This window comes from Pantoea sp. X-Soil-OKNW-713 (assembly GCF_059730685.1).
Genome location: NZ_AP035995.1, coordinates 1,945,402 through 1,958,820, shown reverse-complemented (window position 1 = coordinate 1,958,820; position 13,419 = coordinate 1,945,402). Strand labels below are relative to the sequence as shown.

The window sequence follows — 13,419 nt, the reverse complement described above, 5'->3', positions numbered from 1 at the left end:
TCAGGGCACCGGCTTAAAGCTGCGATAGTGATCGGTGGTGAGAAAAATCAGGCCATCTGAAGAGTAAAGCAGACGATCGGCATCACGGTGGCCGCAATCGTAATTGACGTCAGCTTCATACCATTGGCGTCCCGCCTGTTGTGGCAGCCGCTGCTCACGGTTAGCAAAACGGTCGCCGCCAATCGCTCTGCCGGGCAACACGTCGCACAGGTTGCCTTTGCCGGGGTTCCAGCCCTGACGCCGTGCTTCACCTTTGGTGAGGTAGAGATCCGGTAATTTATGATGTTGTTGCAGCCAACGCGCGACGGTTTCGGCATCGGTCAATTGCGCAATATTGGTTTTGGGTGCAGCGGAGAAATGCGGTTTTAGCCCGGCCCATGAAGCGACCAGCGCGATAATTAATCCAATCCAGAGTTTCTTTGACATAGTGACTTCCTGAGTTTCAGGAGGCCGATAATAGCAGCTTTTCAGGCGGGAAAAACGCGGGCCAGCGATGCTGGCCCTGGCGGAGTTTACTGCATAACGCTCGGCTGGTGCCCGGCATGACGACGCCATGCACCCGGTGCCACACCATACTGACGTTTGAAGCTGCGGTTGAATGACTGCTGCGAGTCAAAGCCCAGCGAAATCGCCACGTTCAGAATCGGCTCGTTTGTGGTGGTCAGCCGGTCTGCCGATTTTTTCAGTTTCTTGGCACGAATGTACTCACCCAGCGGATAACCGGTGTGCTCTTTGAACATGCGTTGCAGGTGCCATTTCGAGTAACCGGCGCGCCCTGCTACGGTGTCCAGATCCAGGCGTGCTTCAATGTTGTTATCAATCCAGTCGATCAGATCGTGAATAAATGCGTCGCTCATCATCCCATTTTCTCCCGTCGCCGTGGCGATCAGTATCAGTATCTGTTGCAGTTACACTTTAAGGGTGACTGACTATGCCATTTAGTGCAAGTTTTATTATTGCATTAAATGCCGCACTTCGCGTAGGGGTATTACCCTGCATGATCCGTTGCGATCAAAACCGCACTTAAAGTGTATCAGATATTCTTGCAGAAGCAGTTTGCACAAGCCTACACTCATCCCGTTTTAATGCAACCGTCAAAGTTGCAAAATTTTTTGTACATGACCTTTCAATTTTTTGACTAACGCGGAATAACTACAATGCATCTGCAGACATATGGGGTTCGTCTGGGCGTAAGCCTGTCAGGAATGGTGCTGCTGGGAAGCCTGCTGGCCGGCTGTGATAGCGGTGTGGCGAAAAACGCCCCACCGCCACCGCCTGAAGTGAGTGTGGCGCAGGTGGTACAGCAGAAAGTCAGCCAGTGGGACAGTTTTAATGGTCGTATCGAAGCGGTGCAAAGCGTGCAGCTGCGACCGCGCGTATCCGGCTATATCGATCAGGTGAATTATCGCGAAGGCGATGAAGTAAAAAAAGGCCAGGTGCTGTTCACCATTGATGATCGTACCTATCGCGCGGCGCTGGAGCAGGCGCAGGCCGAACTGGCGCAGGCCCGCAGTCAGGCGGCGCTGGCACGCAGTGAGTCGGCTCGTACCGAAAAGCTGATTGGCACGCTGGCGGTATCGCGTGAAGAGGCAGAACAGCGTCGTTCAGCGGCCAGCCAGGCACAGGCTACCGTGCTGTCGGCCCAGGCGGCGGTAGATATGGCGCAACTTAATCTCGATTTCACCCGCGTTACCGCACCGATTGATGGTCGCGCCAGCCGCGCCATGATCACTATCGGTAACCTGGTGACCGCCGGTGACAGCGCCAGCGTCCTCACCACGCTGGTGTCGCAGGATCGCGTCTACGTCTATTTCGACGTCGATGAAGCCACCTATCTGCGTTATCAGGCGATGGCCCGTGAGGGACAAAACCGGGGTGCGCTGCCAGTGGAAATCGGCCTGACCGGCGAGCAAGGCTATCCGCATCCGGGCAAAGTCGATTTTCTCGATAACCAGTTGACCGCCAGCACCGGCACCATCCGCATGCGGGCCACGCTGGATAACCAGCAGCGTCAGTTCACGCCAGGTCTGTTTGCCCGCGTACGTCTGCCCGGTAGCGCCGATTTCACCGCGTTGCTGATTGACGATAAAGCGGTGCTGACCGATCAGGACCGTAAGTATGTCTACGTGGTCGATGCCAGCGGTAAGGCCCAGCGCCGTGACATCCAGCCAGGCGAGTTGGCGAATGGCCTGCGCGTGGTGCAGAACGGACTGAAACCCGGAGACAAGGTGATCGTTAACGGTTTGCAGAAAGTGTTTATGCCCGGCATGCCGGTCACTGCGCAAACGGTCGCGATGCGCGCCGCCCAATAATTATCGAGACTGCCTGTTATGGATTTCTCCCGCTTTTTTATCGACCGGCCAATTTTCGCGGCTGTGCTGTCGATTTTGATATTTGTTACCGGGCTGATCGCCATTCCGTTGCTGCCGATCAGTGAATATCCCGATGTGGTGCCGCCCAGCGTGCAGGTGCGCGCAGAATACCCCGGCGCCAACCCCAAAGTGATTGCCGACTCGGTGGCGACGCCACTGGAAGAGGCGATCAACGGGGTGGAAAATATGATGTATATGAAATCAGTGGCCGGTTCCGATGGCGTGCTGGTGACCACCGTCACCTTCCGTCCGGGTACTGACCCTGACCAGGCGCAGGTTCAGGTGCAGAACCGTGTGGCACAGGCGGAAGCGCGCCTGCCAGAGGCCGTGCGCCAACTGGGCCTGACCACACAGAAGCAGTCGCCGACCCTGACGCTGGTGGTACATCTGTTTTCGCCGCAGGGTAAGTACGACTCGCTCTATCTGCGTAACTACGCCACCCTGAAGGTCAAAGACGAACTGGCCCGCCTGCCGGGCGTAGGACAGATTCAGATCTTCGGGGCCGGTGAGTATGCGATGCGCGTCTGGCTTGATCCCAATAAAGTGGCGGCGCGTGGCCTGACCGCTTCGGATGTGGTGACGGCGATGCAGGAGCAAAACGTGCAGGTTTCTGCCGGGCAGCTCGGCGCAGAACCGTTGAAGAAAGAGAGCGATTTCCTGCTGTCGATCAACACCCAGGGACGACTGGAGAGCGAGCAGCAGTTCGGCAATATCATCCTGAAAACCGCCGATGACGGTTCTCTGGTGCGTCTGCGTGATGTCGCCCGTATTGAGATGGGTTCTGGCAGCTATGCGCTACGTTCACAGCTTAATAATAAAGATGCGGTCGGTATCGGTATCTTCCAGGCACCGGGGGCTAACGCCATCGATCTCTCCAACGCGGTGCGCGCCAAAATGGCTGAACTGGCGACCCGCTTCCCGGACGATGTGCAGTGGGCCGCGCCCTATGACCCGACGGTGTTCGTGCGGGATTCGATCAAGGCCGTGGTACAGACGCTGATGGAAGCGATTGTGCTGGTGGTGTTGGTGGTGATTCTGTTCCTGCAAACCTGGCGTGCGTCGATCATTCCGTTGCTGGCGGTGCCGGTTTCAGTGGTGGGGACCTTTAGCGTCTTGTATTTGCTCGGCTTCTCACTTAACACCCTGAGCCTGTTTGGTCTGGTGCTCGCCATCGGTATCGTGGTGGATGACGCCATTGTGGTGGTGGAGAACGTCGAACGTAATATCGAGCAAGGGTTATCGCCCACCGCGGCAGCGCATCAGGCGATGCGTGAAGTCTCCGGTCCGATTATCGCTATCGCGCTGGTGCTGTGTGCGGTGTTTGTGCCGATGGCGTTCCTGTCCGGCGTTACCGGTCAGTTCTATAAACAGTTCGCGGTTACCATCGCCATTTCGACGGTGATTTCGGCGATTAACTCGCTGACGCTTTCTCCGGCTCTGGCGGCGAAACTGCTGAAGGATCATCATGCGCCGAAAGATATGCCGTCGCGCCTGATTGACCGGTTGCTGGGCTGGTTGTTCCGTCCGTTCAACCGCTTTTTCCAGCGCAGTGCTGACGGATATCAATCGATGGTCAGTAAAACCCTGCGGCGGCGTGGTGCGGTGTTTGGCGTCTATGTGCTGCTGCTGGCAGGCGCGGGCTGGATGTTCCACAGCGTACCGGGTGGCTTTATCCCAACCCAGGATAAGCTGTACCTGATTGGTGGCGTGAAGATGCCGGAAGGCTCATCACTGGCGCGTACCGATGAAGTGATCCGTAAGATGAGCGAGATCGGTATGAATACCGAAGGCGTGGATTATGCGGTCGCCTTCCCCGGCCTGAACGCCTTGCAGTTTACCAATACCCCCAATACCGGGACGGTGTTCTTTGGCCTCAAGCCGTTTGACCAGCGTAAACGCAGTGCGGCGGAAATCAACGCTGAGCTGAATGCCAAAATCAGTAAAATTCAGGCGGGCTTTGGTTTCTCCATCATGCCACCGCCGATTTTGGGCCTCGGCCAGGGTTCAGGTTATTCCCTTTACGTGCAGGATCGTGCTGGCCTGGGTTATGGCGAGCTGCAAACGGCGATCAACACCCTCTCCGGTGCGGTGATGCAGACGCCTGGCATGATGTTCCCGATCTCCTCCTATCAAGCCAACGTTCCGCAGTTGGATGTGCAGGTTGATCGTGATAAAGCCAAAGCACAGGGCGTGTCGCTGACCGATTTGTTCAGCACCCTTCAGGTGTATCTCGGCTCATCCTATGTCAATGACTTCAATAAGTTTGGTCGTACCTGGCGTGTGATGGCGCAAGCAGATGGCGATTTCCGCGACAGCGTGCAGGATATTGCTAATCTGCGCACCCGTAACGATCGCGGCGAGATGGTGCCAATCGGCAGCATGGTGAATATCACCACCACCTACGGCCCTGATCCGGTGATCCGTTATAACGGCTACCCGGCGGCGGATTTGATTGGTGACGCTGACCCTCGCGTGCTGTCATCGGCGCAGGCCATGACCAAAGTGGAAGCGCTCGCCAATCAGGTGCTGCCGAATGGAATGAACATTGAGTGGACCGATCTCAGTTATCAGCAATCCACCCAGGGTAATGCTGCGTTTATTGTGTTCCCGGTGTCGGTGCTGCTGGCCTTCCTGGTACTGGCAGCGTTGTACGAAAGCTGGACGTTACCGCTGGCGGTGATCCTGATTGTGCCCGGTCACCATGCTGTCGGCGCTGGTTGGCGTGTGGCTGACCGGCGGTGATAACAACGTGTTTGTGCAGGTGGGGCTGGTGGTTCTGATGGGGCTGGCGTGTAAAAACGCGATTCTTATTGTCGAGTTTGCCCGCGAGCTGGAGATGCAGGGTAAAGGGATTGTTGAGGCCGCGCTGGAAGCTTGTCGTCTGCGTCTGCGCCCCATCGTCATGACCTCCATCGCCTTTATCGCCGGGACCATCCCGCTGATTCTCGGAGAAGGTGCCGGTGCCGAAGTGCGAGGTGTTACCGGGATTACCGTGTTCTCCGGCATGCTGGGCGTGACTTTGTTCGGCCTGTTCCTGACGCCGGTGTTTTATGTGACGCTGCGTAAACTGGTGACACGGAAACAGCCGGAAGGTGAAGTGCAGACGGTGTGATTTGTAGTCTGTGTTGATGTAAAAATCCGGGCCAGGTGCCCGGATTTTTTATGCCTGAAAAATCGCGCGATAAATCGCGCCGCTACCGAATGGGGCGGGAGCGCAGCAACGCGCTCCAGGGAATGTCAGCGGGATTTCTTGCAGAAGTCTTCGATTTCGAAGTCTGGCAGGGGTTCGCAGTTGCTGGTGTCACGTTTTTTCAGTTCAGCCAGCGCATCCGCCACGGTGCGTTTTTCCAGCACCTTCAGGGAGGCTTGTTCGGCTTCATCAGCAATCGATTTGAAGTACCAGCACAGGTTGGCGCTTACCAGACAACGCGGCGCGACATCCGGGCGCGAGGCCCAAAGTTTTTTGTCTTCAATCACCGAGGTATAGATATCGCGCAGGGTGATCTCGCTGGCAGGACGGCCCAGATGAATCGAACCGGTACGGCCAAGCGTCGAGACAATGATGCCATCGCGTGTCAGCGGAACCATAAGTTTCCGAATGAAACTGGGGTTCGCCTCCAGGCCATAAGCCAGAATGGCACTGGTCGAGCGTTTACCCAATTGCTCCGCCATCGCTACGCTCAAAACCATCTGCAAAGCTGTCGGGAAGCGGTAATCAAGCATTTCTTTAATCCTGAGTTGCGGTCTATCTTGTTGTTTTCATGCCGCGGCAGTGAGTAATCATTGAGCAATAAATATAACAAACACTGTTGCTTTTTAGAAGCGAGCGACTGTGATCAAGGCACGTATTCATCATTTCCTCAGACACAAGCGCACAGGCTGCTTAGTTTATCACTCCCCTTTCTGACTGCGGGTTGGGCTGCGGCAATTTTTGCTTCAGCACCATCACCAACAGCACGTTAATCAATGCCAACAGGCAAAGCATCCACAGCGTGGCGTTCGCCCCCAACTGTTGAAAAACATAGCCGCCCAGTAGTGGTGTCAACGCCTGACCAATCAGCGCCGGACGTGCCATCCGCCCCACCACTACCGCATAGGCTTCTGGTTTGACCATCACCAGCGGTAAAGTTCCCCGGACAATGGCACGCAAACCATTTCCGGCACCGTACAGCACCATACTCAGCAACGCAAACTGCGGAAAACAGGCCAGCAACAGCAAACCCACGGCAACCAGACCCACTGAGAAAAACGTGGTCCAGACAGGATGACCCCGTTTAAACGCGATATCGACGATACGCGAACCTACCTGACAGGGACCAAGAATGGCGCTGATCGCCAGTGCCGCCGTCAGAGAATGGCCGCTGGCCTGCAACAGCGTGATCAACTGCACCGAGATGGCGGTCATAATCACCGAAGCCAGCGTGAAGATGCTGCATAGCAACCAGAACAGACCGGGAGCCAAATCGCTAGTCGTGGCAGCCCTGACGGGCGTTGTCTCTTTGTTCTTTGCCGTCGGCGGCGGCAAAGCATAGAAATACGCGGGGAGCACCGCCACGCATAACAGCAGCGCAATGGCAAAACAGGCGCCACGCCACTCCAGCCAGTGAATGAGCAACGCCGTACCCGGCCACACCAGCGTGGTGCAAAAACCGGAAATCAGCGTGATGCCGGTGATCGCCCCGCGCGCTTGCCCGCCATACAGGGTTCCGAGCGTGGCAAACAAGGCATCGTACAAACCCATCGCCATGCCAATACCGATAATGACCCAGGCAGACAGGAATAACAGCAAACTGTGGCTCAACCCCATCACCACCAGCCCAATCGCCATTACTGCGCCGCTTCCGGCCAGCAATGCGCGCCCACGCGCGCGCGCGATAAGCCTGCCGCTCAGCGGGGCCAGTAATCCTGAAACCAGAATGCCGAGCGACAACGCACCGTAAACCCACTGCTGCGACCAGCCAGTTTCTGCGACGATGGGATTGGCCATTACCGCCATCAGGTAAAATGAACCACCCCAGGAGAGGATCTGAACCAGCCCGAGAGTGATAATGGCGGGAACGCCGGGCTTTGCGTAATGCTCCACATGAATATTCCGATAGCAGGCGAAGCATTTGTTATAACACGTTCATCGATCACGAAAAATGCTTATGCCCGCTGGTTATCGCAATCCTTACAACGAGGCTGGCAAACCTGCGGCAAAAAACAGCAAACTAAAAGTATGTTGTAATTATAAACCGTGCTTGCTATCGCGTCGATCCCCTGCCACATTTGGTATGTTGTAACTATGGAGACGTCCTATGGCTCGTTACGATTTGATCGCCGATCTGCATGCCTGCGTAAACGCGCTGGAGCAGCATCTGGGCGCGTTGCGTCAACAAGTGGAGCAGCAACCTCTATTGATCGCGCGGGTTTTTGGTTTGCCGGATATCGAAAAAGGCCATGAACACGACGAGATATCACGCATCAAAGTCACCCAGCATCTGGGGAGCGCCGCCCGTGAGATGGCCCTCACCCATTATTGTCGGCTGTTTATGCAGCACCAGTCAGAAAAACTCAGCACCAAAGCCGCGGTACGACTGCCCGGCGCAATCTGCATTGAGGCGGATGAGCACGCCAGCGACATCATTACCCGGCAGGTAGCGGAAATTAATACGCTGAAACAGCGGCTGGAGCAGTTGATCACCGTGGAGTCCGGCCTGCCCAGCGAAGCGCGCTTTGAGTTTGTTCACCAACATTTACGCGGGTTGATCACCCTGAATGCCTACCGCAATGTCACCCTGCTGGATTCCCCGGATAGCCTGCGTTTCGGTTGGGCGAATAAGAACATCATTAAAAACGTTAAACGCGATGAGATCATCGAGTTGCTGGAGCGCAGCCTGAAAGCCAATCGTGCTCAGGCCCCGTGGACCCGTGAGCAGTGGGCCGAGAAAGTGCAGCAGGAACTGGAAACGGTGCGCGATTTGCCGATCACAGCCCGCCTGAAAATCAAGCGTCCGGTCAAAGTTCAACCGGTGGCCCGTGTCTGGCGTGCCGATGAAAAGAAGCAAACCCAACTGGCCTGCCCTTCTCCACTGCTGGTGCTATGCCGCGACCGCAGCCAGGTGCCGGTGCTGGGTGAGTTACTGGATTATGATGCGGACAATGTGGCGCATCGTTATAAGCCACAGGCTGAGCCCTTGCATCTGATTATTCCGCGCCTGCATCTGTGGTGCGATCGACTGGCCTGATGATGGCCGTAGCGGCGCGATTTATCGCGCGGTTTTTCCTGACTTCGCGCACGAAATCGCGCGATAAATCGCGCCGCTACGGATTTTGCTTACGCCTTCATGCTGCCAACCATCTCTTCCGGGCGTACCCAGGCATCGAATTGTTCTTCGGTCAGATAGCCCAGCTTCAGCGCCGAACCTTTCAGGGTAAGCCCTTCTTTATGGGCTTTTTTGGCGATTTCCGCCGCTTTGTCATAGCCGATATGGGTATTGAGCGCAGTGACCAACATCAGCGACTCGTTCAGCAGTTGTTCGATACGGTCGCGGTTCGGTTCGATGCCGACGGCACAATGGTGGTTGAAACTGTCCATGCCATCAGCCAACAGACGAATCGATTGCAGGAAGTTATGGATCACCATCGGACGGAACACGTTCAGCTCGAAGTTACCGGATGCGCCCCCCACGTTGACCGCCACATCATTACCCAGCACCTGGCAGCTCAGCATCGTCAGCGCTTCGCACTGCGTCGGGTTCACTTTGCCCGGCATGATCGAACTACCCGGCTCATTTTCCGGGATGGAGAGTTCGCCAATGCCGCAACGTGGACCGGATGCCAGCCAGCGCACATCGTTGGCGATTTTCATCAGTGACGCCGCCAGACCTTTCAGCGCGCCGTGCGCATGCACCAGCGCATCAACCGTTGCCAGCGCTTCAAATTTATTCGGTGCCGTAACAAACGGCTGGTTGGTCAATTCCGCCAGCGCTTTAGCTACCCGTACCGCATACTCCGGGTGGGTATTCAGACCGGTGCCTACCGCTGTGCCGCCCAACGCCAGTTCGGCCAGATGCGGGATGCTGTGTTCGATATGTTTGAGGTTATGTTCGAGCATCGCCACCCAGCCGGAGATCTCCTGGCCCAGGGTGAGCGGGGTCGCATCCTGCAAATGGGTACGGCCAATTTTGACGATGTCTTTAAACGCTTCAGCTTTGTCGTTCAGCGTTTTTTTCAGCACCTGCAATTGCGGAATCAATTGTTCGCGCACGGCGATCACCGCCGCAACATGCATCGCGGTAGGGAACACATCGTTGGAGCTTTGGCTTTTATTCACGTCATCATTCGGATGGACCAGACGCGCCATGCCGCGCTCACCACCCAGAATCTCGCTGGCACGGTTCGCCAGCACTTCATTCATGTTCATGTTGGTCTGCGTGCCGGAACCGGTCTGCCAGATTGCCAGCGGGAACTCATCGCTGTGCTTATCGGCCAGCACTTCGTCAGCCGCTTTCATAATCGCATCAGCACGTTCGGCCGGTAACAGACCAAGATCGCGGTTAACCTGGGCCGCCGCACGTTTAGTCAGCGCCAACGCATGCACCAACGCAACCGGCATTTTTTCTGTCGAGATACGGAAATGTTCCAGTGAACGCTGCGTTTGCGCGCCCCACAACTTATCTGCCGGTACTTCAATCGGTCCCATTGAGTCTTTTTCAATGCGATGGGCTGCCATGACTACGTCTCCTTAACTCAGATATTGAGGTTTAGGCTCAGCGTCACGTCATGCGCGATCGACTGAGCGGGCAAGATTGTCACTTTTCAGAATTTTACATTATGAGAGTCATTCGCATTTATTGCACTTATTGATGTATTTTCAATGGCTGTTTATGCCTTAAAATGCTTATAGCCTTATCGTTATCGGGGATGAATGATGCAAAAATTGAACAATTCGCTGCAAAATTACGCATGGGGCAGCACAACCGCGCTGACCGAACTGTATGGCATCGCTAACCCGCAAGGATTACCGATGGCTGAACTCTGGATGGGGGCACATCCCAAAAGCCCTTCCACCGTCGAGATCAATGGAGAGACGCGGTCACTGCGTGATGTGATTGAGAGTAATAAAACCGCCATGCTGGGTGACGCTGTCGCGCAACGTTTTGGTGAGCTGCCGTTTCTGTTTAAAGTGCTGTGTGCCGATCAGGCGCTATCGATCCAGGTCCATCCAAGCAAAAGCGCCGCCGAAGTAGGCTTTGCGCGCGAGAATGCGGCCGGGATCCCTCTGAGCGCTGCCGAGCGCAACTACAAGGATGCTAACCACAAGCCGGAGTTGGTCTACGCGCTGACCCCTTTTCAGGCGATGAATGGCTTTCGTGAGCTGCATGAAATTGTTTCGCTGTTCGAGCCGGTTGCGGGCGCACATCCGCAGATCGCCCACTTCCTTGAGCATGCCGATGAAGCCAATCTGGTCACCTTGTTTACCACCCTGCTGTCGCTGACCGATGAGGCGAAATCACGGGCGCTCGGCGTGTTAAAAGCGGCGTTGAACGCCCACGAAGGCGAACCCTGGCAGACAATTAAAAGCATTGCGACAGATTATCCTGACGACAACGGCCTGTTCTCGCCGTTGCTGTTGAACGTCATTACCCTGCAACCGGGTGAAGCGATGTTTTTGTTTGCGGAAACCCCACATGCCTATCTGAAGGGGGTGGCGCTGGAGGTGATGGCCAACTCGGATAACGTGCTGCGCGCCGGTCTGACGCCGAAGTTTATTGATATCCCGGAACTGCTGGCGAACCTGAAATTCCACGCCAAACCCGCCGCGACTTTGCTGACACAACCACAGCAACAGGGCGACACGCTGAACTTCCCGATTCCGGTGGACGATTTTGCCTTCGCTATTCACACCCTGCATGACCAACCACAAGCGTTGGCACAACAAAGCGCCGCGTTGTTGTTCTGCATTGAAGGTCAGGCGGTGATTGAGAAATCAGGTCAGCAGCTGGTGCTGCAACCGGGTGAATCCTGCTTTATTGCCGCCAGCGAGTCACCGGTGACGGCCGCAGGTCATGGTCGCCTGGCACGCGTCTTCAATACCCTCCCATAAGCGGCTGACGACCGTCCGGTTAACTGCTATCATTTTCAAACTATTAATTTAAAACGCCTGCGGGCGTTTTTCTTCACCCGCCGCACACACCAGGTGCCTGCGGACGCAAGGATAAGGACGACTCAGCGATGAAAAAGACCAAGGTTGCCGTAGGTGTGATTGTAGCCCTCGGGGTAATCTGGACCGGCGCCGCCTGGTTCACCGGCAAGCAACTGGAAAGCCACATTGATCAGATGGTGCAAAACGCCAATACGCAAATCAATGCGTATGCGCCCAACAGCCGTCTGACGCTCAGCTATCAGGATTACCAGCGCGGCCTGTTTAGCAGCAAGGCCAAACTGGTGCTGCAAGCCAGCTCGCAAACCGAAGACAACCCGCTACTGAAGCCGGGTCAGAGCATTGTGCTGGACACCGTCATCGATCACGGCCCCTTCCCTTTTTCTCAGCTGAAGCACGGCGTGCTGATCCCCAGCATGGCCTCGGTACATAGCGAGCTGGAAAACACCGACGCGGTGAAGAAATTGTTTGAGTTGACCAACGGCAAATCGCTGGTCAACGCCGATACCCGCATTGGTTACAGCGGCGCGACCGATACCGCCTTGACCCTGCTGCCAGCCGACTATCAGGATGTGCAAAACGGTGTGCGCCTGGCGACCAACGGCGGCACCCTGAACGTCAGCGCCGATCAGCAAGGCAACAACGTAGGTGTGCAGGGGGATTTCTCCAGCATTGCGTTTGCCAGCAAGAACGAAGTCAACCAGCCGGTGCTGTTTACGCTCAACGGTCTGAAGGTGAGCGGTGATACCCATCTCAGTCCGGAAGGGGTGCGCGTCGGCGATCAACAGATCACCCTGGACAAGCTGACCGCCAGCGTCAACGGCCAGGAAGGTCTGACGCTGGAAAAAATGAACGGCACCTCATCATTCGATAACAAAGACGGCAAAATTGGCGGCCAGATTGATTACCAGGTCGGTAATATCAGTCTGCAAAAACAGCCGTTTGGTGAGGCGAAAGTCACGATGAAACTGGCGCAGTTTGATGCCCAGGCGGTCAAAGCCTTCTCCGATACCTACAACACGCAAATTCAAAACCTGCTGAACCAGCCAGGCCTGATGGATGATCCCATCCGCTATCAGGAGGGTGTGCATACCATTCTGATGAACAACCTGCCGACCCTGTTGAAAGGTTCACCAACGCTCAGCATTGCGCCGCTCAGTTGGAAAAACGACAAAGGCGAAAGCACCTTTAACCTGAATGTCGGTTTCAACGATCCGGCGAGTGTGACCGGTGAAGCGCAAACCCTGGGAGCCGCAGTCGATCGCGTGCTGAAAACCCTTGATGGCAAGCTGGTGATCAATATGCCGATGGCGACCGAAGTGATGCGTCATGTCGGTCTGGCGGAAGGTTATCAAAGCGATGATGCGCAAAAGATGGCCGATCAGCAGGTAAAAGGTCTGGCGGCGATGGGACAGATGTTCCGCCTCACGCAGCAGCAGGATGACAACATCACCACCAGCCTGCAATACGCCAACGGTCAGGTGACCATGAACGGTGACAAGCTGTCGCTGGAGCAGTTCCTGTCGCGTTATATGCTGGGTAGCCAAACCAGCGAAGGTATGCCGGAGTAACTGTTTAACACCTTGTAGCGGAGCGATTTATCGCGCACCTTTGGCCTTAATACCCTGGCCAAAACCCACGCGATAAATCGCGCCGCTACGGATTATTTCTGTCCGGGAAGTAGCTGTGGCGGAACAATCAACGTCTGCACCTCGGCTGGCGGTCGCCACATTCAATGATTCAATCCGGCCGGAAGGGCAAGCCATATTGCAACAACGTGGCGCAATAACCGCCGATAAGTTAATCCACATCAATTGGACCGGGTGCCCGCGTGCCAAACTGGATGAGGGACTCAATCGCTTAATCGTCGCCCTGCAAGCCGGTTGAACCAGAGTGGATGCT

The 13,419-nt window shown here is 55.8% G+C and carries 10 protein-coding genes and 1 pseudogene; 6 read left to right on the top strand and 5 right to left on the bottom strand.

The window, feature by feature from the left end; translation table 11 throughout:
• Together AC6I8R_RS09085 and AC6I8R_RS09080 are read right to left on the bottom strand one after the other, a co-directional pair.
• The gene (locus AC6I8R_RS09085) at window positions 1–426 is read right to left on the bottom strand and encodes a ribonuclease domain-containing protein (RefSeq protein ID WP_021185164.1); all 426 of its coding nucleotides are present in this window, start codon (window positions 424–426) and stop codon (window positions 1–3) included.
• 86 nt (window positions 427–512) lie between these two features.
• On the bottom strand, window positions 513–860 hold the full coding sequence (locus AC6I8R_RS09080) for a helix-turn-helix domain-containing protein (protein WP_013508941.1): 348 nt from the start codon (window positions 858–860) through the stop codon (window positions 513–515).
• Between the two features lie 297 nt (window positions 861–1,157).
• On the opposite strand from AC6I8R_RS09080, the gene AC6I8R_RS09075 reads away from it, so the two are divergent.
• Window positions 1,158–2,312 (top strand): efflux RND transporter periplasmic adaptor subunit, encoded by a 1,155-nt coding sequence (locus AC6I8R_RS09075; RefSeq protein WP_021185165.1) that lies wholly within the window; start codon window positions 1,158–1,160, stop codon window positions 2,310–2,312.
• A gap of 18 nt (window positions 2,313–2,330) precedes the next feature.
• Window positions 2,331–5,484 (top strand): annotated as a pseudogene (gene oqxB, locus AC6I8R_RS09070) (multidrug efflux RND transporter permease subunit OqxB).
• A gap of 125 nt (window positions 5,485–5,609) precedes the next feature.
• Here oqxB and AC6I8R_RS09065 read toward each other — a convergent pair.
• Together AC6I8R_RS09065 and AC6I8R_RS09060 are read right to left on the bottom strand one after the other, a co-directional pair.
• Entirely contained in the window at window positions 5,610–6,095 is a 486-nt protein-coding gene (locus AC6I8R_RS09065; RefSeq protein WP_021185167.1) for an RrF2 family transcriptional regulator, read from the bottom strand.
• A gap of 160 nt (window positions 6,096–6,255) precedes the next feature.
• Window positions 6,256–7,455 (bottom strand): MFS transporter, encoded by a 1,200-nt coding sequence (locus AC6I8R_RS09060; protein WP_497832139.1) that lies wholly within the window; start codon window positions 7,453–7,455, stop codon window positions 6,256–6,258.
• Window positions 7,456–7,669: 214 nt separating this feature from the next.
• Between AC6I8R_RS09060 and tus the strand changes: the two genes are divergently transcribed.
• A complete protein-coding gene (gene tus, locus AC6I8R_RS09055; protein WP_208725376.1) occupies window positions 7,670–8,599 on the top strand; it encodes a DNA replication terminus site-binding protein in 930 nt (309 codons plus the stop codon).
• Window positions 8,600–8,688: 89 nt separating this feature from the next.
• Here tus and fumC read toward each other — a convergent pair whose 3' ends face one another.
• Window positions 8,689–10,086 carry a class II fumarate hydratase gene (gene fumC / locus AC6I8R_RS09050; protein WP_021185171.1) on the bottom strand — a complete coding sequence of 466 codons (1,398 nt, stop codon included), beginning with the start codon at window positions 10,084–10,086 and terminating at the stop codon, window positions 8,689–8,691.
• A 198-nt stretch (window positions 10,087–10,284) separates the two neighbouring features.
• Between fumC and manA the strand changes: the two genes are divergently transcribed.
• The 3 genes from manA to AC6I8R_RS09035 all read left to right on the top strand — a co-directional run bounded on the left by manA (window position 10,285) and on the right by AC6I8R_RS09035 (window position 13,404).
• Window positions 10,285–11,460 (top strand): mannose-6-phosphate isomerase, encoded by a 1,176-nt coding sequence (gene manA, locus AC6I8R_RS09045; protein ID WP_497832138.1) that lies wholly within the window; start codon window positions 10,285–10,287, stop codon window positions 11,458–11,460.
• Window positions 11,461–11,588: 128 nt separating this feature from the next.
• Window positions 11,589–13,088 carry a YdgA family protein gene (locus AC6I8R_RS09040; protein WP_497832137.1) on the top strand — a complete coding sequence of 500 codons (1,500 nt, stop codon included), beginning with the start codon at window positions 11,589–11,591 and terminating at the stop codon, window positions 13,086–13,088.
• Between the two features lie 115 nt (window positions 13,089–13,203).
• On the top strand, window positions 13,204–13,404 hold the full coding sequence (locus AC6I8R_RS09035; protein ID WP_415175085.1) for a hypothetical protein: 201 nt from the start codon (window positions 13,204–13,206) through the stop codon (window positions 13,402–13,404).
• The last annotated feature ends 15 nt before the right edge of the window (window positions 13,405–13,419 follow it).

Coding starts and splice junctions, on each gene's coding strand:
- AC6I8R_RS09085 (WP_021185164.1), bottom strand. CDS start 426: ATGTCAAAGAAACTCTGGATTGGATTAATTATCGCGCTGGTCGCTTCA.
- AC6I8R_RS09080 (WP_013508941.1), bottom strand. CDS start 860: ATGATGAGCGACGCATTTATTCACGATCTGATCGACTGGATTGATAAC.
- AC6I8R_RS09075 (WP_021185165.1), top strand. CDS start 1,158: ATGCATCTGCAGACATATGGGGTTCGTCTGGGCGTAAGCCTGTCAGGA.
- AC6I8R_RS09065 (WP_021185167.1), bottom strand. CDS start 6,095: ATGCTTGATTACCGCTTCCCGACAGCTTTGCAGATGGTTTTGAGCGTA.
- tus (WP_208725376.1), top strand. CDS start 7,670: ATGGCTCGTTACGATTTGATCGCCGATCTGCATGCCTGCGTAAACGCG.
- fumC (WP_021185171.1), bottom strand. CDS start 10,086: ATGGCAGCCCATCGCATTGAAAAAGACTCAATGGGACCGATTGAAGTA.
- manA (WP_497832138.1), top strand. CDS start 10,285: ATGCAAAAATTGAACAATTCGCTGCAAAATTACGCATGGGGCAGCACA.
- AC6I8R_RS09040 (WP_497832137.1), top strand. CDS start 11,589: ATGAAAAAGACCAAGGTTGCCGTAGGTGTGATTGTAGCCCTCGGGGTA.